This is a genomic window from Oryzomonas rubra (assembly GCF_008369015.1).
Taxonomy (GTDB): domain Bacteria; phylum Desulfobacterota; class Desulfuromonadia; order Geobacterales; family Pseudopelobacteraceae; genus Oryzomonas; species Oryzomonas japonica.
The window spans coordinates 1-21,488 of sequence record NZ_SRSD01000014.1; the positions used below are offsets into that span (position 1 = coordinate 1).

The following is a 21,488-nucleotide window of genomic DNA, read 5'->3' on the forward strand; positions in this document are numbered from 1 at the left end:
CCTCGCCATTCAGGTCAAAGTAGACGTTGCGGCCACCCATCACCGAGAAGGCGATCGGACCGACATTCTTCAGGTCGATCTTGCCACCGTCGATCAGGGCCGAACCCGCCGCGTAGTTGACGAATTGGCGACCGAGACGAATGTCCACCTTGTCGAACAGGTTGCTGTAGTCGCCGTACAGGTAATAGAGCCGACCGTTGATACCATCACCGTTGCGGACGTCGTCGGTGACACGGCCGTATCCCTGAAATGACAGCTTGCCTTCTTTGTCGATCTGGGTGACCGACAGGTTGAGATACTCTCCGAATTCGGCCTGTTTGTTGCCGGTAAAGATGTCGTTGAACCAGCCAAACTGGGTCGAGCTTCTGCCGTGAATCTCCGCCGACCACGCAGCAGTCGAGCCAAACACAACCGCTGAACAGGCCAACAGGCAGAAAAATCTTTTACATGTCATCAGAAACCTCCTTTCATGTAATCTCAAAACTTTAAAACCAAGCGAAGGCATTGCGCTTCTTCACCACCTTTCGCCCCTCTTTGGGGTACATCTTGTGAAAACGCAAAATACGTTTACCAATCAAGAAATAGCATTATTCCCAATTGCCCCAGGGCTCTACATTCCTCTTTTCAGCAAGGTACATTGTGAGTAAACAACAAAATTTCTGCGCTCTATGGGCCAGTGGTTGTCAACCACTTTTGAAAAAATCAGGCTCTAATAACAGGAGAGGCTCGGTTGGGAAATAATACCAGCGGTCGGTACGCCGTTGCAGCGCAGGGCATCAGACAAGTATGTCCGGCAACGAGACGGCTTGGCTCTGTAACGCGAAAAACAGTTGTGAAGAAAATGGAATCTGTGGATGGGAGGTGGGTGGGCTGTTTTTTTGCCGTTTGTTGAACTGTCGTGATCTGCTCGTTTTGTTTAAAAGGGCTCTCGACGAAGTAGTGGCTGGCGTTGTTGTGGTCGCAGCAGGAATTGCCGTAATGGTAATGATTCAGGGAAAACGAGAATAGAAAAAGAGACGCCAGAAAGGGCAGGAGCAGGAGCACTCGGTACATATGCAAGTTCATTTGCAAATAACAATACACAGGGGAGGTTCCTCAATGAGAAGATGTAATCTCTGCCCAGCAGTGTAATCGTCAATCATTCTATCAGCAGCGATGTCAACAACATGACACTAACAGATAACAATATGAAATCACTAGATTATATTCTATTTTTTTACAACAACGATTTTAGCTGCCCCCTGGTGCTGATAATTGGCCAAACCATTTAAAATTATAACAACTTTCCCTATTTGTTTAGTGACTATAGGTAACATTCTACACGCAAGTTTTCAAACGTCAAATTTTTCGCTCTTTTTTTTTGCACAATTTATGAAAAATTCAACGAAATTTTTTCAATATTTAATAAGAACAGTACGTTATGTAACATACTGAATAAACGCCACAAATCATGAACAACAGTATAAAAACGAGGAGAAACGACAGAAAGAGCAATGAACAGAAGAAAAACGATGGGAGGAGGCGTCAAATTTCTGAAAGCCATATTCTCAAAGCGTGGATAATCGTCCGGCCTCGAGCGACCAAACTGCGGCTTACTTGCCCCTGACTTGCCTGGTGCATTATTGCAATGGAGGGATTACCATCGAGATACTGGAAAGCGCGGCGACCTCATGAGGCGGGCTGAACCGCGTCCCCATGGACGGCTACCTGCAGTGGGCCGCGTAAGGGCATCTCGATCCTGAACTCCGCACCATCGGCCAGATTCCGGGCAATCAGCCTGCCCTCCATATTCTTCTCCGCTATGACCTTGGACATGTAAAGGCCGATTCCGGTACCTTTGCCCGGCTCCTTGGTCGTAAAATACGGGTCGAACACCTTGGGCAGCACATCGACAGCTATGCCGCCGGCGTTATCTGCAATGGTTGCAACCGCAAGCGCATTATCGCGAAAAACACGTATGGTGATACGCGGCTTGAGGGTCTTTCGTTCCAGCAGTACATCCTTGGCATTATTAATGATATTGATCAACATCTGGGAATACTCGTTGGGGTATCCCACAATGCAGACATTCGGCTCTGCGTCGAATGCGATGGTGATGCCGTAGTTCCGAAGGGCCGGCGACATGAATTTGATGGTCCTCTCAATGACCTTGTTGACGATGAACTCGCTCTTTTCCTTATCCGGCCTGAAAAAAAAGCGAAAATCGTCAATGGTATTCGACATGAACAGGATAACATCCATGGCCACTTTGACTTCATGATTTAGGATTTCAGGATTAAGTTCGCCATGTTCGGACATTTCCTGCAAATTCTGGATAATCAGGCCCACATTATTAAGCGGTTGGCGCCACTGGTGCGATATATTGCTGATCATTTCCCCCATTGCGGCAAAACGCCCCTGCTGGATGAGCATCTGGTCCTTCTCGCGGAGTTCCTTCAGCGTCGTGGCGATGTGATCCTCAAGAGAGCGATTAACCTCCTCAAGCTGCTGTTGTTTGACCGCCAGGTTTACCTCTGCCAGATGCCGTTCGGCGATCTCTTCCTCCAGTAAGGCAGCCTGTTCCTGAAGGGTCTTTTGGGCTTTTTCCAGCTTGGCCATGCTTTCCGTAAGCCGTGCATTAAGACGCTTGATGGAATAGTACCGCCACCCCCCCATCGACAGAATCGCCAGGGCAAGTGTCGCACCTATGGTTCCGGCAACCCGCCGGGCATTCCAATACGGCTCCGGCGTACCCCACCATTTCCGATACAGTGCCTGGTATTCGGGCGAACCGACAAACCCCTCGATAGCCTTGTTGAGACGGGCCGCAAGGACCAAATTTCCCTTGCGTAGCGCCATGGCCCGCTTCCCGTCGATGACCGGCTCTCCGACTGCTTTTATCTTGTCGCCCACGCCCGCCTCGTTGGCAAGTTTCATTATGTTCGGCGTCGCAGTCAAGGCTGCGTCGATCTGGCCCGAGAGAAGTTCGAAGATCAGGGAATGCAGGTTGGGATAGGTATTGATGGTTATGGCGGGGACGCCTTTAAGGTAGTGCTCTCCGACGCTTTCCTTGATTACGCCGATCTTGATACCCGGGATAATGCCGTAAAAGCGCGATTCGTGACTGCGGACCGTCAAATGAATCGGCACCGATTCCACCGGCTCCGTAAAGGTGAACAATTTGCTCCGCGCATCGTCAACGAGCAGGTTCGGGACCAGGTCCGCTTTGCCGCTCAGAACTAGGTGTTCGACCTCATCCCACTGCTGCCCGAACACATAGACCACCTTCAAGCCGGCCCGACGAGCGATCTCGTTCATAACATCAACGGCAAAACCGACCGGCTTTCCGGTCTGGCGGTCTTGGGAATAGGTTGGCGGGAAATCGGGGGGGATTGCGGCAATGATCGTGTCCGACGCCACGGGTGGAGGGGTGAAGTCCTCTGCGCGGGCGGCAAAGGCCATACTAAGTGCCGCGACCGTGAGAACGATCAATGTCATGCGAGTCTTCATCCGGTTCGTTGTCGCCAGCATGAGGTGTCCTTAAGAGGTCGGCTCAATACTATCCATGGTGCTTAAGTGTTATACCTTGTAGACGCCGGATTGCAAGGGAGTATGCGGCAATTGCAAATCTAGACCGCCCATGAAAACCATTCCGAGGCGGCATCAGTTTCGGAGAGACCTTCGGCGGAGGGGGGATGAGCACTGGCGTAAAGAGCTGAAGATCGAGGAAGCGCCCACCACCATGGTTGAAAACTTCCGCAAACCGGCAGCCGGTCTATCCAATGAGTTTTGCTATGCCAAACGCTGCCGCTGCCGCGATTCCTCCGACAAGGACCGTTTGCCAGGCACTCCGCACCGGCCGGCTCGTGGTAAAGTGCCCCTTGACGAAACCAAACACGAACAGGGCCAGCAGCGTGACAACCATGGAACCGACCAAAGCCGCATGCACGGAGTGCAAAAAGAAATAGGGGGCCAGCGGCACCAGGCCGCCCGTAACATACGAGAGGGCGATGGTCAGGGCGCTGCTTCGCGCCCGGCGGGGGTCCGGCTCTTCAAGCCCCAGTTCAAACTTCATCATAAAGTCAACCCATCGGGCGCGGTCCGAGCGGATCGCCCCCACAACGGCCGTCACCGTATCCTCAGGAAGCCCGTAATTGCGGAAAACCTGGGCAACCTCGTCCGCCTCGCTTTCGGGGACTTCGTGCGTCTCGCGCTCTTCACGGGCCAACTCGGCCGCAAAATGCTCCGCATCGGTCCGCGCCGCCAGATACCCCCCCAGCCCCATCGCAATCGCACCCGCCGCGATCTCGGCGAGACCTGCGATTATAATGAGGCCCGTGGAATCAACGGCTCCCGACAACCCCGCCGCAAGCGCGAACGGAACCGTCAAACCATCCGACATGCCGATGACAATGTCGCGTACCGTATCGGATGCGGTAAAATGTTTTTCCCCCTGGGTAGTCATTGACATCCGGCACCTGCAATCATCCTGAAGATAACGATCATGTTTTCCAATCTCTGGACAGCGGAACAAATGAATGGAGCCTTTAAGTAGACAATAGCGGAGGCTCTTTCCGCCGCGACCTCAACAAAGCATAGGCCAGGTATCCCACAACCCCCAGGTTCACAACCAGCACGGTCATCTTGGGCCACGTTATCCCGCGCATGACTTCAAACAGTTCAACAGGTATATACATACCGCCGGTCAGCAAACCGAACCACTCCGCCCACGGCATCCGTTTCCAAAGGCCGAACGCCTCCACGAAACGCACAATTGCATAACATAACGCAGAAAGGGCAAGTCCCCAGAGTTGCAGGTCCGTCACGTGGGTAGCCGCATCGATGAAGATTTGTGGATAGTGGCGGGCAGGATTGATATGCAAGTGTCGAACGAGTTGCTCGGCAACATGATGGACATCTTCGTGAATGAACGCCAGTATCCCCAAACCGGTCAACAGGACGATCATCCCCTTGGCCCCCTCGAAGAACGCTACGACACGAAGTCCGCCAAGTTTTGCAGGGTTTTCGGCATTATTGTGCATGTATTTTTTCACGTGTTCGGCGTACACGACAGCATGGCAACGGCGCTGCAATCGGTCTCATGAAACAAGAAAACCGGGGACACCCCGGTTTTCGGTCAAGTTCCCCGCGGGGCATATCCATCATGATCGGCGTTTAGGCCCCGACTTGCCCTGCTTCTGTTCCTTCAGCAACTGCCGCCAGAGTTTCGTCATCACCGCCTCGCAACGTTCCCTATCGGAAATCCGCAATCTCTGGGTGCACACGACCGTGCCATCCACATTGACAATGCGCTCCAGAGTGTTCTCGTTTGCCCAGATGATAATGTTTTGCATTTTGTCCCTCCCACGCGAGGGTCTTCACAGCGGTCCTCCTAATCATTGTTAAAAAATAATAGAAAAGCGTGATTAGTCAAGCAACGTATACACGGAAATGTCAAAGCTGACCAGGTCGTGTTGGTGACTTCGACCACATCCGGGCAAGCGTTTTTCTCTGCCCGGAAAATAAAAACCCACTGCTGGAGAAAAAACAGCAGGGGGCGATGGTATCAAGCAACTTCGGTCGTTAGCCGGGGCTATATGGCGGAGTTCGACTCGTTCATTTCATAGGGGTCATGTGCCGCATCCTCAAGACCATAGGAGCCCATTTCATCCTTCAGGCTTTTGATCGCATCATAGGCCTTCAGGATCAGAGAGCCGACATCGGTGGATTGTCGGGCTTCATAGGCACGCTTCAGCGTATCGAGTGCGGAATCAGCCAGTACAGCAGAAGTGGTAAAGGAACCGGGCATACGTCTTTCCTCCATGTGGCGCTAATAGGTGTATCATCAAACGGATATCGTACCGTTTCAAATCTGATTACCGGGAGATACCAGAAAGCCCGCTCGTGTTCCGCGGGCTTTTGTACTGCTCTGTACCGTCCGGGATAACAGGCGCTCTCCTTATGACAGGTCAGGTGAGCGCCTAATGCAAAGGGCATATTCAGGTTTTAAAACAATGGTTCCCCATCATAAAACGTTGGTAAGGGCGTTTGCGCATTGCTTTCTATCGGAAATATACGAGCATAAATCATTTGTGTAAATAGAAAATAAACCGTTGCCTCACATGCCCTAGTGCCACGGCGACATATACCCGAGTCAACCGTCCTTTAATCCCGCCCTGCCCGTTAATTCCTGTCCCGGCTTTGGGGCGAAACTGGCAGCGATACCGCCGCCTCCCCGGACTCTGTTCCCCAAAAATCGGCGACGTCACGCAAAATACTGCCCGACACGACCTCGGCAACATCTGCAGTGAACCAGTCAGCCGGCATCGCCTGACTGAAACCAGGCTCCAGAAACCGTCTATCCATCAGGACGATAAGCCCCCGGTCCGTCTCGGAGCGGATGACCCTGCCGGCGGCCTGGATCGCCTTGGCCATGGCAGGTATCGTGTAGGCATATTCAAATCCGGCAGCGTATTTTTGCTGGTAATACGACCGCATCTGTTCCCGTTCCAGATCATAGGTGGGCAGCGGTGGCCCGACCACAAAAGCCCCGATAATCATCTCCCCCGCGTAGTCCATACCTTCGGAGAAGGAACCTCCCTGCACGGCAAAGACGATTGTCGGCGTGCCTTGGCTGCGAAGGTTTTCCATGACCGCCTCTATGCCGGCGGCCTTCATGCCCCGCTCCTGACGCACCACCACAAAGCCTGCCGGCGGTTGAAAGAGGGAGGCTACCCGCTCCAGAAACTCGAAGCTCGGCAGGAAAACGAAATAGTTGCCCTTGCGCAGTGCCGCCACCCTCTGGACCGCCTCGGCAATCTTGGCGTAGTTGCGTTCGCGGTGGCTGTAACGGGTGGATATCTGGGGGATGATCAGGAGCTTGCGCCGCTCTTTCGGAAACGGGCTGGCAAATTCCGCCGTCCTCACCCGGTCCCCCTTCAGGCCGGAAAGGCGCACATAATAGTCAAAGGGTTTCAGGGTCGCCGAGAACCCCACCACCTGCTCGTAGTCGGCATAGCAATCCTCCAGCATTGCCGAGGCGTCGCAACAGGTTATCTTCACCGTGCCGCCGGTCCCATGGGGGTGAAAGGTGGTGAAAAATTCCTGCCGATCGGGATGGCCGATGAACTCCAGGGTTTCCGTGAATTCGGCCCAGTAGTGACAGAGACGCAGGATCACGTCCTGGTGGGGTATCTCCACGCCCGAATCCAGGTAGCGGGAGAGAAAGGCACTGAGCCGGGAGTGCGGGGTGAAAAACAGGTCCATGGGAGGATCGATCCGCTGCGGCTTGGTGACACCGGGCGTATGACAGGCAGCGACAGCCTGCAGGCAACCGTCAAGAAGTTCCTCGGCCTCGTGGCGAAAGCGGGGGGCCACCGCCTGTATCTCGCCACGCATATTTTCCAGCACCACGGACGAGAGCGCCGGCGAATAGTAATCCATGGCCCGCGCCGGGAGGTTGTGGGCTTCGTCGATCACCAGGTTGGGCTTGCCGGTCTGATCGACGCCGATGTCCGCCATGCGGCCCAATGCCGAGCGCGGGGCAAACACGTAGTTGTAATCGCAGATGATGATGTCCGCCTCGCGGGCGCTGTCCAGTTGCAACTCAAACGGACAGACCCGGTACTGCTCCCCCAGGTCGCGAAAGGTGCGGGCCTTCAGCTTCCTCTTCCGTGCCAGTATATCGAGCAGCCCCTCCCCATAGACCTTCCCGTAGTAGTCCCTGGCATACTCACAGTAGTCGGGATTGCACAGCGGCTCGTTCATGAAGCAGATCTTCCCCTTGGCGGTGATGGAGAGGGATTTCAGCTTTGCCCCCGCTTCCTGGAAGCGGGTGACGGCGTCCTCGGCCACGGAGTGCTGGCTATTTTTCGGCGTGACGTACACGACCCTCTGTCCCCGGCTCAGGGCTTCCTTCGCTACGGGATACAGAACGCCGACGGTCTTTCCGAGGCCCGTGGGGGCCTGGATGAGCATGGGATGTTTCTCCGCCATGAACCGCTCGATGGTCTCCATGAGCTCGACCTGGCCGGGGCGGGGGTTGGCAAAAGGAAAGGTGAGAGAGGCGGCGGCCTTTCTCCGCCGGGCGGCGCGCTTCTCCGCCTGCTGCGCCTCCACGACCAGTTCATCCAGGCGGCGGTCGAGCCATTGTTCGTACCGGGCCGGATCGAGGAGCAGATCGAGGTCGTCCGAATCGCCGCTGCGGGTGGAGACCAGATGGAAGGAGAGAGCGGGAACGACCTGGTGTTCCCGCCAGTAGCAGTAACCGTAGGTCAGCAGTTGCAGGCAGTAGGGATGATCCATGGGGCCGCCGGTAAGATGCTGCGCCAACTCCCGGATGTTGAAGGTGCTCTTGATCTCCTCGATCTTCGGCACCTCGTGACGGAAGATCCCATCCATCCGGCCATCGACCCGAAATGCATACCCTCCCCTCTCGAACAGGCTGGTGATCGGCACCTCCGCCTGATAGGCCGGGTCGGCCTTTGCCCGCTGCCTCTGCACCCGGACATGGATCTCCTGCCCTTCGGCCGCCTGGCGGCCGTAGCCCGAATGGGTTTCGATGCTGCCGGTCCGCGGGGCGGGCAGGGCAAAATCCCTAAGCGGCATGGTGATCAGCTTCGTCACTTCCCGCTACTCCCCCGGGTCTTCTTCTTGGCCGGGACCTTGACCGTGCCGGCGTCGCCCGGGGTCGATTTCCCCAGCAGCCCATCGATAAACGCCGACATGGCCCGTGACGATTCAAGGGCCTCTTTGGGGATCTCCCTGTCGTGCTTTTTGGCCAGGTCCGTGCCGAATTTCAGCTGCGCCGGCGAAGGGGGATAGACGCCGCCGGGACCGGCAGCAGCCCTCTGGGGCGGCCTGGTAAACTTCATCTTGGAGTGCACCCCCTTGACGAAGGTGACCCAGGAGGCGTCGCCCCCCTCCACCTTGTCCAGGTACGACTCCATCTTTTTGGTAAGTTCCAGGTCTATTATCCAGGGGTGATCTTTCGCCAGGAAATCGAAAAGCCGTTCGGCCACGTCCGTGGCGTGGATCTTCCCCTTCTTGATCACAATGTAGTTTCTTGCCTTGATCGTCCCCATGATCGAGGCATAGGTGGAAGGCCTGCCGATGCCGTGCTTCTCCAAAGCCTTGACCAGGGTCGCCTCGGAATACCGGCCCGGCGGCTTGGTCTGCTTCTCGTCCAGCTTCTGGCCGGTCTTCTCCACCGTCTCCCCGGTCACCAGGGGGGGGAGCTTCTGGTTATCATCCTCGTCGTCCTTGTCACCCTCCCTGACCTCGCTGTAGACCTTCAGAAAGCCGTCGAACTTCATCACCCTGCCGGTGGCCCGGAACGGCTCCCCGGCGCAGCCGATCTCCACGGTCGTCGAGTCATAGACCGCCGCCGCCATCTGGGAGGCCACGGTGCGCCGGTAGATAAGGGTATAGAGCCTCTCGTGGTCCACCCCCAGCCCCTCCTTCGAGACGACCCCGTGGATGTCGCCGGTTGGGTGCATGTGGGTCGGCCGAATCGCCTCGTGGGCCTCGGCCTGGCTGTTCTTGGACTTATAGGAGTTCGGGGCTTTGGGGAGGTATGACGGTCCCAGGGAGCGGCCCACATGGTTTCTGATATCGGCGATGAATTCGTCGGCGATGCGGACGGAATCGGTACGGTGGTAGCTGATCAGGCCCGCCTCGAAGAGCTGCTGGGCCAATCGCATCGCTATCTCCGGGGAAATCTTGAGCTGCGAGGATGCCGCCGCCTGCATGTCCACGGTGGTAAACGGGGCCTTGGGGTTCTGCCGGGTCTCCTTGGTTTCGACCTTGAGGATGTCGGCGGTCCGGGCGGCGGTCACCGCCAGGAGAATCGCTTCGGCCTTGGCCTTATCCGTCAGATTGCCCCCCCTGTGCTTGGCCCCGAAGGCGACCTCATCCTTTTGCAGCGTGATCGAGACGACATAGAAGGGCTCCGGGTTGAAGGTGCGGATTTCCCGTTCCCGTTCCACACAGAGGCGGACCGCCGGGGCCTGCACCCGGCCGACCGAAAATCTCCCCTTGAGGGCATTGCTGGCGATGGGGGAAAGGATATACCCCACGACCCGGTCACCCACCCGGCGCCCCAGGAAGGCATCGTACAGGCCGGAGTTGGTGTTCTCCCACGGAATCGACTTTTTCATGGCCTCATCGATACCCTTTTGGGTGATCTCGTGAATCTCCAGGCGATGGATCGATGTGGCGATCTTCCGAACCTCGTCGAAGACATGGGTCCCGATGGCATACCCTTCACGGTCCGGGTCGGTGGCGATATACACGTCCTGTCCCTTGGCGGCCGTTTTGATCTGCCTGATCCGGTCAGCCTTGCCCTTGTCCAGGATAAACGTCGGCGCATAGGTATCCAGGTCCACGCCCATGGCGTCGGTCGGCAGGTCTTTGAAATGGCCGACGGTGGCGAGTATCTGCGCGTTGATATAGGATTTGATCTTCTTTATCTTATTTGGCGATTCAATGACGAGCAGCATAATAAAACCTGTAATATTTGATTCGAGTCACCCCACCGATAGGGGGGAATAATCTCTATACCATATTTCACGTCACGTTACGAATGCCGTGAGGCCGCCAAGCGCGTTTGCTCCCCTTCGCACCCGGCAGCAGCATTCACAGGCGGCCGTTTCCAATGGACGGAACCAGGAATGTGCTCGAAACGTCGCTTTTATTGTTGGTGCATAATAATGATATATAATTCATGGTGATCAAGGTTCCAAGCCGCCTGTTTCCAGAGGGGAGCGGGACGGGCAACAAATCCGGTGTATACTTACCAACGGTGAGTCCGGTTCACGGCACATGCTCTCCATGAAATCGGAACAAAAGGTAAAAAACAATGACAATCAATCAACTGGTGGAACTGATCAGGCACATAGAGGAAGAGCACAACTTCTTCAACCGGAAAGCGGGGCACCGGGTGGTGAAATTCATAACCCCTCGGATTGACACGCGTGGTGAAGGAATAGTGGTTGCGGTGGATTTGCAGGGGTATGGCTGGGAAAATGCCTTTGACTCCAGGAAGGGACAGCAGGAGACGCCCTCTTCGATGTTCAATTCGATTATGACCTTTCTGGACACGTCTGACGAGGACATCTGAGGTTCCATCCCGTAAAGATTCGGGACGGGAAGAGGGAGAATCACCCACAAGTAAGGATACATTATGCAAGCTGCCGTTTTCGTTGACTTCCACCACACACCGTACCATACTGTGATCTCCTCCTTCAGTTGTGTTTAGATTACCAGGCCCCTTGGGAAGCTCAGTTCCAAGGGGCCGCCTTTTTGCCATCAGGTCCGTTATGTTGCGGCCCTCCCCCTCCAGGCCGTCACCCTCCCCCAGCAGATCGTCCGCTCTCCCGGTTTCAGGGCTTTGCGTCCGCCCCGGCCTCATCCGCCCGGTTTACCCCTTGACAAATACTTCTGATTCAAATTAATCTAATACAAACAATTATTACCCCAGAGGACTCTATGAACGAACAAACAAGGCTGGACAACAGCATACGTTTTGGCGCCAGGCTCGGTTATGCCTCACGGCAATGGCGCAGAGCCGTGGACGAGCGGCTGCAACCGTTCGGGCTCACCGAAGCGACGTGGCTTCCCCTGCTGCACATTGCGCGGAACGAGCCGCTGCGGCAAAAGGATCTGGCGGAGGTGGTCGGCATCGAATGTTCCACCCTGGTCCGACTGATCGACGCTCTCGATAATGGCGGACTGATCAAGCGCGTGCCCGATGGCGACGACCGGCGCGCCAAACTCCTGTCCCTTACCCCGAGCGGACGCCTACTGGTCGAGAAGGTGGAAGCGGCGGCCGCCATTATCCGCCGCCAGATATTCGCCGGTATCAGCGAGGAGGAGTTGGCAATCGCCCTCAACGTGATCGATCGCATCTGCGACGGGCTCAACAGAACCTGGACAGAGGAACCGGAGGATGCGGCATGAGCGGAGGGACCACAACCACATCCATGAGGATTCGCGCGGTTCTGCGCGGAGCCAGGTTTGGCGCGGCGCGGTATCCCGTCGTCCTCGTCGTGCTGCTTCTCGCACTGCTGGCCTGCGGGTTTTGGCTGCATAACCGACTGACCCATGTGGAGGAGAACGACGCCAAGACGGCCGGCGAGGTCGTTACCATTGCCAGCCGGCTCGATGGCTGGCTGGTCACCCGGCCGGTGATCGAAGGGGACCATGTGCGCAAAGGGCAGGTGCTGGGGGAACTGGATACGCGCGACGCCAAATTGCGGCTGGCCACGCTGGAAAACAACCTGGCGGCCCACGACGCCCAGATCCGCGAGATCACGATCCAGCGCGACACCACAGAGAAGACGACCACGGCGGGGATCGCCGACGCCCGGGCCCAGGTGACCGCCGCCAGGGAGGCCGTGGCGGGGATCGCGCCCCAGGCGGAACTCGCCCGTGCGGATTTTGCCCGTTCCGATGCGCTGGTGGGCCAGGGCGCCGTTTCCCGCGAGAACTGGGACCACGCGCACAGCACCAAGCTCCAGAACGAGGCGTCATTGCGCCAGGCTCGGTCGCAACTCACCGCCCGGCAGGCGACCTTGGCGCAAACGGTCGCCCAGCGCGGCCAGGTGGCCATGCTGGGGCAGCAGATCGAGGTGCTGCGCCGCGAGCGGGCGGCCCTTGCCAGCCAGGTGGAGCAGGTGCGCCAGGAGATCGCCGACCGCACCCTGCGCGCACCCTGCGACGGCATCGTGGACAGGACCTTCATCCATGCGGGCGACTACGTGCAGGCCGGGCAGTGGCTGATGATGCTCCATGACCCGAACGACATCTGGGTGGAAGCCAACGTCAAGGAAACCGCAGTCGGCAAAGTGCGCGTCGGTCAACCGGTGAACGTGGCGGTGGACGCCTATCCGAACCTCGGGCTGCACGGGCGGGTGATACGCGTCGGTAACGCCGCCACCAACCAATTCGCCCTGCTGCCCAGCCCCAACCCATCCGGCAACTTCACCAAGATCACCCAACGGGTGCCGGTCCGCATCGCCATCGACAAGCCCAAACAGCCCCTGCAACCCGGCCTCATGGTCGAGGTCTCCATCGATGTCGCCCATTGAGGCCTATGCCGAACGCTTCGGCGCCCGGTATAAATGGCTCGCAACCGGCACCGTCATGCTCGGCACCATCGTCACCACCGCCGCCTCAACCATGGTCAATGTGGCGCTGCCGGACATCATGGGCGCCTTCGGCCTGGGGCAGGATCAGGTGCAGTGGCTCTCCACCGGCTTCCTGGCGGCGATGACGGCCACCATGCTGCTTACCGCCTGGGCGCTCGGCCGCTTCGGCTATCGCATGGCGTTCCTCGGCGCACTGGCGGTGTTCGTCGCCGGCACCCTGGCCGGGGCGGTCAGCACCACCAGCAACGAAATCATCCTGGCGCGGGTGCTGCAAGGCATGGCCTCCGGGCTGATCCAGCCGGTGGCGATGGTGGTGCTGTCGGAGGTCTTCCCCCGCGACCAGCGCGGCCGGGCCATGTCCATCTATACCCTGGGCGTGGTGCTGGCGCCGGCGCTCGGCCCGACCGTCGCCGGCTATCTGGTGGATGAATACAGTTGGCGCGACGTGTTCCTGGCGGTCATACCGGTGTGTCTGGCCGCCATGGCCGCGGCCGCCGTGTTCCTGCCCGGCCGCGATACCCGGCAGGAGGCGGCTTCCCATCGCTTCGACGGGATCGGTTTTCTCTTCCTGTGCATCTTCCTGGTCTGCCTGCTGAGCGCGCTCTCCAACGGGCAGCGCGAGGGGTGGAACTCGGACCTGATCCTGGCCCTGGCCCTGGCGGCCCTCGCTGCCGGCGTTGCCTTCATCGCCTGGGAACTGACGTACCTGCGGCCGCTGCTGAATCTGCGCGTCTTCGTCAATGGCCGCTTCGCGGCAAGTTGCCTGGTTGCCTTTGCCCTGGGGGTGGGCATCTACGGTTCCACCTATATCGTGCCCATGTTCGTGCAGCTCGTGCAGGGGTACACCCCCACCCGCTCCGGCCTGTTGTTGATGCCCGCAGGCTTTGCGCTGGCGCTGACGGCCCCGGTAGCCGGGCACCTTGCCGATCGAATGCCCCCCTGGGGGCCGGTCATGGCCGGACTGGCCCTGTTCGGCCTGTCCAACTGGCTGTGCGCCGGGGCCGATGTGGATGCGTCGTTCTGGCTCTTTGCCTGGTGGATCATCCTGGGCCGTATCGGGCTGGGGCTGATAACGCCGTCGTTGAACGCCGGCGCCCTGCGCGCCCTGCCCCACGAGTTGCTGGCGCAAGGCTCGGGCGCCCTGAATTTCATACGCCAGCTTGGCGGCGCCATGGGGGTCAATCTGCTGTCCGTGCTGATCGACCGGCGAACCACCTTCCATGGCGATGCCCTGGCCCAGGCCATGACTCCGGCATCGGCGGCGGCGAGCAATGCCGTGCAGCAGCTCGGGTTGATGCTGACCCACTGGGGCAATCCGTTCGGCACCCGTCTGCCCAGCGGCGCCCCGCCGGCGGCCATGAACTATCTGGAACGGATACTGGTGCCGAAGGCGCAGTGGTTGGCCTATCAGGATGGTTTTCACGTGGTCGCGGTGATGTTCTTCGCCGCGTTGTTACCGGCCCTGCTTATGCGGCGGCGGGCGAGGTAGACAAACTTTTTCTGTATCGAAATGATACATACGACGGCACGTGAGTATGATTCAAGTGCCGTTTTTTTGTGTGATAACATGGGGATATGACTATTGCCGCCTTGATGTTAATTATTTTAGCACCGCGATATTGCTTTGAATTATGGGTTTGCTTGGAGTAGAAGGGGGAAAGGCAGGGCTTTGCTAGGGGCAGGTTGGAGGTGGTGCGGGGGCAATTCGATCAGGTTATCAAACTTAACTACTCCCATTAGGGGGCACGTGCGCGCAGGGGGCTGGTCAACAAGGGGTTAGATCATGGAGATGTCATGACTGATGAACTCAAGGAATCGGCAAAGGCAATTCAAGAGGTTGCCAAGACAGCAGGAAAAGCTATCGACCTTTCTGATAAGTTTGGTCAGTTCATAAGTCGATATGTTGGTACGTCGCTATCTGAGGCTTTTGGCATTTTTGAAGACAAGCTCAAGTATATGCGCTGGGAGCGCCAAGTCAGACTCATGCAACGAGCAAATGACTTTTTGTTGAAGGAAGGTTTTTCCCAACCAACCCAAGCAATACCGATGAAATTTGCAGTCCCCCTATTGGAAGCGGCATCACTTGAAGATGACGATTACCTTCAGGACCTATGGGCGAAATTGATTGTCAACGCTGCAATCGAAGAGAGTGATATAACTATAAACCGAACGTTTATTGACATCCTTGAACGGTTGTCTCCTTTGGAAGCAAAAATCCTCGATGTCGTTTACGCTATTCCCTATGAAGACATGCACCACAATGGAGTTGATACAAGAAATCTCCCCAACTCAGCTCAAGTGTTCCCAGAGAATAGCTCAAATATTGAACGAATGGAACCGTCTGAAGATGTGAAACTGGCTCTTGCGAATCTTGATCGGCTTGGCTGTATTTCCGTTTCTCATTCTATGGGAGGCGGCCAGTTATTCGGAACGCTTAATCCTACATTGTTAGGGAAGAGATTTTTTAAGGCGTGTAAATTGCCATCAGAAAGAGCGATCTAACCATAGGCGGCGGCAGCTGGCGTAAAAATCCGCGCCGCAGCAGCGCCTAAATACCGTTGGCGTGACCCACCAAGCGGGAAATATTCTGGAAGAAGGAGGTCAGATGTCTTCACTTCAATATGCATTCAGCGAAGAGGAAAACTAGGGACACTCCCCATATTTCTACTACCCAAGGCGACGTTGTTAAGTTTATTGACTCGACCGCTGCCCCCCTATCAAATACGCGCCCCCGAATCATGTAGCCCAACCACCCTACCCGAGGCATACGACTCCGCGGGGCAAACGTCCTGCCGGTGTTCCGACACCCAGCGGGATAAACCGTCTGCGGTGATGATGCCGATGGCGCTCAGCATGACAAATACCGAGCATGCCACCGCCCATCGCTTGTTGAACATTCCGAATAGTGCGGCCAAACACGCAGCCGCCAGCAGGGCAATCTTATAGTTCATCGCAGGACCTCTCCCGATTAGTTAACGTGCTTGCCTCAATCAAAGCAGCGTAAAAGACAATCTGCGTTCGCAAGCGTAATTGCAACTGCATACGTGATTGCCATGACGATGATTATCATTCTCACAGCTACCCCCTCCTTGTGATGGGACACGTAATCATACCGTTCCGGGCTTTAACGCCGTTCCCCTTCGTGCCTGTCTTCATGCCGCTCCTCGCGCCGCTCTTCTCTCCGGACCTCGGGCCGGTGGATCTGCCCGCGGTAATGGTCCCGGTCGCGGTCATAGCGCCTGAACTCGGCTTCGCGGAACCGCCGGAAGTCTCTCAGGTTGTGCCGGACCAGGAGCGGTGGCATCATTCTTCGCTCCACCCGTACCAATGGCCCGCCGTAGTACGAGGTCCGGTACCAGAAACCATTGCTGAAGATAAAGTAGTCGCGGCCGATGTACGCCATATCATAGGGCGTCCCGACGGCAACGTAATAGCCGAGATCCGGCACGAAGACAAACTGGGGCGGCGTGTCCGGGAGCATCACCGCTGGTGGCGGCGCATAGGCAGGAGGCGGCGCCGGCACGTAAACACGGGGCGGAGGCGCAGAGGTGGGTATTCCGATATCAACATTGACGTTGAGCCCGGCCTGGGCGATGGAAGCGGTCGCGGCGACAAGCGCAACCGCGAAGAGGAACGGTATGCGGTTCATAAAGATCTTCATAGGTTCTCCTTGGTGTGCAGGGGCATATTTCGGTAGACGCGGGGAAGGTCCATTGGGTTACAGGGGAAAACGGATTTTCGACAAAAAAATGCCCCTGATTTCTCAGCGGCATTTAAACTTACCCGGACAGTGCCGGAAATTTACTACGCCGTCTATCCGTTACTTGATCTGGTTCCAAGCAACATGACTAGAAAGTCAAAAAACTCCAAATGTAAAAAGCCAAGCCCATTCAAGGGTTTGGCTTTTTACTTAAGCACAATAAGTTAATAATATCAACTACTTATGATTGGTGGAGGCGCCGGGAGTCGAACCCGGGTCCGAAGAACCTACAGTCTGAGCTACTACACCGTTAGTCCGTTGCTCGATTTAACCGGCACCATGCGCAAAGGACAAGGCATGATACCAGCGGTCCCGTTAATCTCGGGTTGCGCTACGGGCGTTGCGCATCCCTATCCGGTAGTGAATGACGTACCCTTCTTACCACCGGCATCTGGGTCGGGTACGCCTGTTAAGCTGCTAGAGCAACAGGAGTGTTATAATTGTCGGCAATTAATGCCGGTGCAGGTTTATTAAGGTCGGCCACCTGCCCCGACCCGGTGCAACCCAGATTTTCACTTCCCCGTCGAAACCTTTACGCCCCCTTTGAAAATAAATTCCACACGCCGCTGTGACGTGCCCTCGTGCCGTTAACCCCGATTACGCGCCTTCAGGGTCTGGGATAGCTCCCGTTGTGTATCCCTCTTTTTAAGGTCCTCACGTTTATCGTATAGTTTCTTGCCTTTGGCAAGCCCTATCTCGACCTTTACCAGCCCATCCTTGAAATAGAGCCTGAGCGGTATGATCGAATACCCCTGTTCCCTGACCTTGCCGTAGAGCCGGGTGATCTCCTTGCGATGCAAGAGCAGCTTGCGCTGGCGATCCGGCTGGTGGTTCTGGCGGTTGCCGAAGTCATAGGGCGCGATATGCAGATTGTTCAGCAGGGCTTCACCCTCGCGAATCAGCATGAAGGAATCGGTCAGGTTGACGTTGCCGCACCGTAAGGATTTTACCTCGGTCCCCTGAAGCACCATGCCGGCTTCCAGCTTTTCCTCGATAAAATATTCATGGTAGGCCTTCTTGTTATTGCAGATCAGTTTCTCACCCATATTTGTAATCATAGCAAAATCAGCGTGAAAGGGAAACCATATCCTGCGTCATGAAACGGTAATTATTACGTAACATTTTTTCACCATCAGGAGGCTTTTGCGTGTTGACAAACAATTTTCTTTTGGATTATATGGTTACATATTCCTCGTTAGCAGAGGCGTTTGCACAAACACAGGCTACTGCCCAAAAATGTCGAAAGACGCCAATGGGTAGACCAGGTCTTGCCGGATTAAGGCTTGACTTAACGTAGCTGGTCATTGACCTACGTTGTGCACTGCCGAAAGTCAACCAGTGGGGAAGTGGTTTCTTTGCGTGCGCCAAGGGCCCTTTCTCTGAAAGGGCCTTTTTTATTTCGGGGTGGCCATTATGAACACGGAATACAGCGAAATATACCTGAGTGCCGTCATCGGCCGTTCGGTGATCAACAGCAGGGGCGAAGAGCTCGGAATCCTCCGCGATCTCATCATGGTGCCGGGCGAGGTATTCCCCGAGGTGTCGCACATCGTGATCAAGGGACGCATGGGCAAGATGCTGCTCCCCTGGAGCGAGGTGTCGCTGTTTACCCATGTGGTAATATCGGCTGCCGGCATCGCCCCGCCCGGCCTTCGCGCTTATGAATACCGCGAGGCGGAGATCCTGGTGCGGCGCGACCTGTTGGACAAGCAGATCGTGGACGTGGACGGCGCCAAGGTGGTGCGCGTCAACGATATCAAGCTCGGCAAGCTCCACGACAAGTTGTGCATATTCTCTGTCGATATCGGCTTTCGCGGATTGCTGCGCCGCCTGGGATACGAACGGTTCGGCGACAGTGTGGCGCGGTTGATCAAAAAGAACATTCCCAATACCGAGATCAGTTGGGAGTATGTCCAACCGTTGGAACCCCATTCGTCGAAACTGGCCCTCAATATCGCCCGCAACCAGATGAACGAAATTCATCCGGCCGATCTGGCGGATATTATCGAGCAGATTCCGATCAAGAGCATCAAGACCGTGCTCGAAAACATCGACCCGGAGACCACCGGCGACACCATCTACGAACTGGAACCGGAGATGCGCAGTGTGGTCATCGGCCAGATGGATGCCGAGCACGCCTCGGACATCCTGGAAGAGATGTCCCCGGACGATGCCGCCGACGTCCTCGCCGACCTGTCGGAAGAGACGGCCCAGCAACTGCTGGGGCTGATGGACGATGAAGAGAAAGAGGAGATCGAAGAGCTGCTGGTACACGAGGAAGATACAGCCGGTGGTTTCATGACCAGCGAATTCCTCACCCTCCCCCTGAACCATACGGTTGGCGCCGCCATCGCCGATGTGCGCCGGCTCGCGGGCGAGATCGAAAATGTCAATTATGCCTATCTCCTGGATGACGCCGAACACCTGGAAGGGGTGCTCAGCCTCCAGGATTTGCTCGCCTCAAAAGACGATGAACTCGTCGTGGATGTCATGGAAGACAACATCAGAAGCGTGAATGTGGGCGACGATCCGGAGGAGATTCTGGAAACCCTCACCCGGTACGACCTGACGGCGGTACCGGTGCTTGACGAGGACCAACGCATGGTGGGGATCGTCACCGTCGACGACGTCCTTGCGCACTACCTGCCGCGCCTGGTGAAGAAGAGAGGTTAGAGACGTCATGTTCACCGGAATATCGCTATTCAAATTCCTCAAGCCGCTCAAGAGCGTGACCCCCAGGAACATCATGCTGTTCCTGGCCATACTCGGGCCCGGCATCATTACCGCCAATGTGGACAACGATGCCGGCGGCATCACGACCTATTCCCTGGCCGGGGCCAACTACGGCAACGACCTGCTCTGGACCATGCTCCCCACGACCATCGCCCTGGTGGTGGTCCAGGAGATGTGCGCCCGTATGGGCGCCGTGACCGGCAAGGGCCTCGCCGACCTGATCCGCGAGTCGTTCGGGGTCAAGGTCACCTTCTACGTGATGATCGCCCTGCTCCTGACCAATATGGGCAACTCCATCTCCGAATTTGCCGGTATCGCCGCCAGCCTCGAGATCTTCGGCATCAGCAAGTATGTGTCGGTCCCCATCAGCGCCATCGTGGTCTGGCTCCTGATCGTCAAGGGATCGTACAAGACCGTGGAGAAGGTGTTCCTGGTGGCCTGCATGGTCTATGTCGCCTACCCCATCGCCGCCGTCATGGCCGGCCCCAAATGGGACATCATCCTCAAGGCCAGCGTGATCCCGACATTTCGCTCGGACAGCGCCTTCACCATGACCATGATCGGTCTGGTGGGCACCACCATCGCCCCCTGGATGCAGTTTTATCAGCAGTCGGCCGTGGTGGAAAAGGGGATCACGGCGGAACAGTACGCCTTTACGCGGCTGGACGTCATCTTCGGCTGCATCATGGCCATTGTGGTCGCTTTTTTCATCGTGGTGGCCTGCGCCGCCACCATCAATGTCCAGGGGCTGAAGGTGGAGACCGCCGCCGACGCTGCCATGGCCCTCAAGCCGCTGGTGGGCAGACACGCATCCACCTTGTTCGCCTTCGGCCTCTTCAATGCGTCCCTGTTCGCAGCCTGCATCCTGCCGCTCTCCACGGCTTTCTACATCTGCGAGGGCATGGGGTGGGAATCGGGGGTTGACAAGGATTTCGAGCGGGCTCCGCAGTTTTTCTGGCTCTTCACCGTCATCATCATCATCAGCGCCGGCCTGATCCTGATCCCCAGCGCCCCGCTGCTCAAGATCATGTTCATCTCCCAGGTGGTCAACGGCGCAATGCTGCCGTTCATCCTGATCTTCATGCAGATACTGGTAAATGACCACAAGCTGATGGGCAGGTTCGTCAACGGCCCTATCTTCAATATCGTCGCGTGGTTGACGGTGGTGATCATGATCGTCATGACCCTCGTCATGACCCTGGACATGGCCCTCCCCGGAGCGATCAAGGGGCTTTTGACCTTTTAAACCGCATACCGTTGTTGGCTATTCGGTTCAATATGAAAAGGCCCGCCGGAATATCCGACGGGCCTTTTTTTCGAGTTTTTCGTTTTTACGCGGTTGCCGCTATTTTCTGAACTCGGCAGGCAGTCCGACCTTGTTGGCCGTGTCGTTCAAGTCGTTGTACGCCTTGAGGGCGTCATTATAGCGCTTCTGCGTTGCCTTGAATTCCTGGGGAAGTCCATCCATACGCTCCCGCGATATCCCGACAGGCTTTTTGATGAGCCCCTCCAGTTCCGTCAGCTCATTTTCAAGCTGCCGCACTTCCGCATAATGGACCTTGAACTCCTCTTGCCAGACTCCAGTCTTTTTCCCGCCATACGATCCGTTACCGGTATCCCCGCTTTTGTCCATCCCGCGTGCTGAAGATAGCCGCTCCCCGCCCTTTTCCGCGTCGACAGAGGGAAGCGGGGCGTCGATATCCCCCAGCCTGTGCACCTTTTTGCGGTACTGTTTCGGCACACTGTAGTAATTGTCGCTGAAGTTGACGGTACCGTTTTTGTCGGTCCAGGTGTAGGTTTCAGCCATTGCCGGCAGCGACCAGAGCAGCATCACCGCCAGTACCACTACAATCCGTTTCATGATAGCA

General features: G+C 56.7%; 18 protein-coding genes, 1 other RNA gene, 1 pseudogene and 1 riboswitch. Of the genes and pseudogenes, 7 read left to right on the plus strand and 13 right to left on the minus strand.

What is annotated here, in order from left to right; genetic code table 11:
* The 8 genes and pseudogenes from ET418_RS17665 to topA form a co-directional block, all read right to left on the minus strand.
* Positions 1–454, minus strand: a pseudogene (locus ET418_RS17665) (hypothetical protein); the annotation flags it as partial.
* Positions 455–1,668: 1,214 nt separating this feature from the next.
* Positions 1,669–3,477 carry a transporter substrate-binding domain-containing protein gene (locus ET418_RS17670; RefSeq protein WP_188055691.1) on the minus strand — a complete coding sequence of 603 codons (1,809 nt, stop codon included), beginning with the start codon at positions 3,475–3,477 and terminating at the stop codon, positions 1,669–1,671.
* Between the two features lie 277 nt (positions 3,478–3,754).
* Positions 3,755–4,450 carry a VIT1/CCC1 transporter family protein gene (locus tag ET418_RS17675; protein WP_149309920.1) on the minus strand — a complete coding sequence of 232 codons (696 nt, stop codon included), beginning with the start codon at positions 4,448–4,450 and terminating at the stop codon, positions 3,755–3,757.
* 76 nt (positions 4,451–4,526) lie between these two features.
* The gene (locus ET418_RS17680; RefSeq protein WP_246153147.1) at positions 4,527–5,072 is read right to left on the minus strand and encodes a DUF2127 domain-containing protein; all 546 of its coding nucleotides are present in this window, start codon (positions 5,070–5,072) and stop codon (positions 4,527–4,529) included.
* 69 nt (positions 5,073–5,141) lie between these two features.
* Positions 5,142–5,333, minus strand: coding sequence for a hypothetical protein (locus tag ET418_RS17685; protein WP_149309922.1), 192 nt, complete (start codon positions 5,331–5,333; stop codon positions 5,142–5,144).
* A gap of 239 nt (positions 5,334–5,572) precedes the next feature.
* Positions 5,573–5,788 (minus strand): hypothetical protein, encoded by a 216-nt coding sequence (locus ET418_RS17690; protein WP_149309924.1) that lies wholly within the window; start codon positions 5,786–5,788, stop codon positions 5,573–5,575.
* Between the two features lie 374 nt (positions 5,789–6,162).
* Positions 6,163–8,604, minus strand: a complete 2,442-nt coding sequence (locus ET418_RS17695; RefSeq protein WP_246153148.1) for an ATP-dependent DNA helicase — start codon at positions 8,602–8,604, stop codon at positions 6,163–6,165.
* Positions 8,601–10,478 (minus strand): type I DNA topoisomerase, encoded by a 1,878-nt coding sequence (topA, locus tag ET418_RS17700; protein WP_149309925.1) that lies wholly within the window; start codon positions 10,476–10,478, stop codon positions 8,601–8,603. Before topA ends, ET418_RS17695 begins: the two co-directional genes overlap by 4 nt.
* Positions 10,479–10,837: 359 nt before the next feature.
* Here topA and ET418_RS17705 point away from each other — a divergent pair, with 359 nt between their 5' ends.
* The 5 genes from ET418_RS17705 to ET418_RS17725 all read left to right on the plus strand — a co-directional run bounded on the left by ET418_RS17705 (position 10,838) and on the right by ET418_RS17725 (position 15,629).
* Positions 10,838–11,098 (plus strand): hypothetical protein, encoded by a 261-nt coding sequence (locus tag ET418_RS17705; RefSeq protein ID WP_149309927.1) that lies wholly within the window; start codon positions 10,838–10,840, stop codon positions 11,096–11,098.
* Between the two features lie 368 nt (positions 11,099–11,466).
* Entirely contained in the window at positions 11,467–11,937 is a 471-nt protein-coding gene (locus ET418_RS17710) for a MarR family winged helix-turn-helix transcriptional regulator (protein ID WP_149309929.1), read from the plus strand.
* Between the two features lie 89 nt (positions 11,938–12,026).
* The gene (locus ET418_RS17715) at positions 12,027–13,067 is read left to right on the plus strand and encodes an HlyD family secretion protein (protein WP_188055693.1); all 1,041 of its coding nucleotides are present in this window, start codon (positions 12,027–12,029) and stop codon (positions 13,065–13,067) included.
* Positions 13,054–14,616, plus strand: coding sequence for a DHA2 family efflux MFS transporter permease subunit (locus ET418_RS17720; protein ID WP_149309933.1), 1,563 nt, complete (start codon positions 13,054–13,056; stop codon positions 14,614–14,616). Before ET418_RS17715 ends, ET418_RS17720 begins: the two co-directional genes overlap by 14 nt.
* A 305-nt stretch (positions 14,617–14,921) precedes the next feature.
* The gene (locus ET418_RS17725) at positions 14,922–15,629 is read left to right on the plus strand and encodes an Abi-alpha family protein (RefSeq protein ID WP_149309935.1); all 708 of its coding nucleotides are present in this window, start codon (positions 14,922–14,924) and stop codon (positions 15,627–15,629) included.
* 215 nt (positions 15,630–15,844) lie between these two features.
* On the opposite strand, the gene ET418_RS17730 is transcribed toward ET418_RS17725, so the two are convergent.
* The 4 genes from ET418_RS17730 to smpB all read right to left on the minus strand — a co-directional run bounded on the left by ET418_RS17730 (position 15,845) and on the right by smpB (position 17,933).
* Positions 15,845–16,078: a hypothetical protein gene (locus ET418_RS17730; protein WP_149309936.1), complete on the minus strand. Its 234-nt coding sequence runs from the start codon at positions 16,076–16,078 to the stop codon at positions 15,845–15,847.
* 173 nt (positions 16,079–16,251) lie between these two features.
* Positions 16,252–16,788 (minus strand): hypothetical protein, encoded by a 537-nt coding sequence (locus tag ET418_RS17735; RefSeq protein WP_149309938.1) that lies wholly within the window; start codon positions 16,786–16,788, stop codon positions 16,252–16,254.
* A gap of 287 nt (positions 16,789–17,075) precedes the next feature.
* Positions 17,076–17,429, minus strand: a transfer-messenger RNA (tmRNA) gene (ssrA, locus tag ET418_RS17740).
* Between the two features lie 45 nt (positions 17,430–17,474).
* Positions 17,475–17,933 (minus strand): SsrA-binding protein SmpB, encoded by a 459-nt coding sequence (gene smpB / locus ET418_RS17745; RefSeq protein WP_149309940.1) that lies wholly within the window; start codon positions 17,931–17,933, stop codon positions 17,475–17,477.
* A 138-nt stretch (positions 17,934–18,071) separates the two neighbouring features.
* Positions 18,072–18,237: riboswitch (M-box (ykoK) riboswitch) on the plus strand.
* Positions 18,238–18,300: 63 nt separating this feature from the next.
* Between smpB and ET418_RS17750 the strand changes: the two genes are divergently transcribed.
* Both ET418_RS17750 and ET418_RS17755 read left to right on the plus strand, forming a co-directional pair.
* Complete coding sequence (locus ET418_RS17750) at positions 18,301–19,560, plus strand: magnesium transporter (RefSeq protein WP_149309942.1); 1,260 nt, start codon at positions 18,301–18,303, stop codon at positions 19,558–19,560.
* A gap of 7 nt (positions 19,561–19,567) precedes the next feature.
* Positions 19,568–20,866: an Nramp family divalent metal transporter gene (locus tag ET418_RS17755; protein ID WP_149309944.1), complete on the plus strand. Its 1,299-nt coding sequence runs from the start codon at positions 19,568–19,570 to the stop codon at positions 20,864–20,866.
* A gap of 99 nt (positions 20,867–20,965) precedes the next feature.
* Here the strand turns inward: ET418_RS17755 and ET418_RS17760 are convergent, their stop codons facing one another.
* Complete coding sequence (locus ET418_RS17760) at positions 20,966–21,481, minus strand: DUF4124 domain-containing protein (protein WP_188055695.1); 516 nt, start codon at positions 21,479–21,481, stop codon at positions 20,966–20,968.
* Positions 21,482–21,488: the final 7 nt, after the last annotated feature.

Coding starts and splice junctions, on each gene's coding strand:
- ET418_RS17670 (WP_188055691.1), bottom strand. CDS start 3,477: ATGACATTGATCGTTCTCACGGTCGCGGCACTTAGTATGGCCTTTGCC.
- ET418_RS17675 (WP_149309920.1), bottom strand. CDS start 4,450: ATGTCAATGACTACCCAGGGGGAAAAACATTTTACCGCATCCGATACG.
- ET418_RS17685 (WP_149309922.1), bottom strand. CDS start 5,333: ATGCAAAACATTATCATCTGGGCAAACGAGAACACTCTGGAGCGCATT.
- ET418_RS17690 (WP_149309924.1), bottom strand. CDS start 5,788: ATGCCCGGTTCCTTTACCACTTCTGCTGTACTGGCTGATTCCGCACTC.
- topA (WP_149309925.1), bottom strand. CDS start 10,478: ATGCTGCTCGTCATTGAATCGCCAAATAAGATAAAGAAGATCAAATCC.
- ET418_RS17705 (WP_149309927.1), top strand. CDS start 10,838: ATGACAATCAATCAACTGGTGGAACTGATCAGGCACATAGAGGAAGAG.
- ET418_RS17710 (WP_149309929.1), top strand. CDS start 11,467: ATGAACGAACAAACAAGGCTGGACAACAGCATACGTTTTGGCGCCAGG.
- ET418_RS17720 (WP_149309933.1), top strand. CDS start 13,054: ATGTCGCCCATTGAGGCCTATGCCGAACGCTTCGGCGCCCGGTATAAA.
- ET418_RS17725 (WP_149309935.1), top strand. CDS start 14,922: ATGACTGATGAACTCAAGGAATCGGCAAAGGCAATTCAAGAGGTTGCC.
- ET418_RS17730 (WP_149309936.1), bottom strand. CDS start 16,078: ATGAACTATAAGATTGCCCTGCTGGCGGCTGCGTGTTTGGCCGCACTA.
- ET418_RS17735 (WP_149309938.1), bottom strand. CDS start 16,788: ATGAAGATCTTTATGAACCGCATACCGTTCCTCTTCGCGGTTGCGCTT.
- smpB (WP_149309940.1), bottom strand. CDS start 17,933: ATGGGTGAGAAACTGATCTGCAATAACAAGAAGGCCTACCATGAATAT.
- ET418_RS17750 (WP_149309942.1), top strand. CDS start 18,301: ATGAACACGGAATACAGCGAAATATACCTGAGTGCCGTCATCGGCCGT.
- ET418_RS17755 (WP_149309944.1), top strand. CDS start 19,568: ATGTTCACCGGAATATCGCTATTCAAATTCCTCAAGCCGCTCAAGAGC.
- ET418_RS17760 (WP_188055695.1), bottom strand. CDS start 21,481: ATGAAACGGATTGTAGTGGTACTGGCGGTGATGCTGCTCTGGTCGCTG.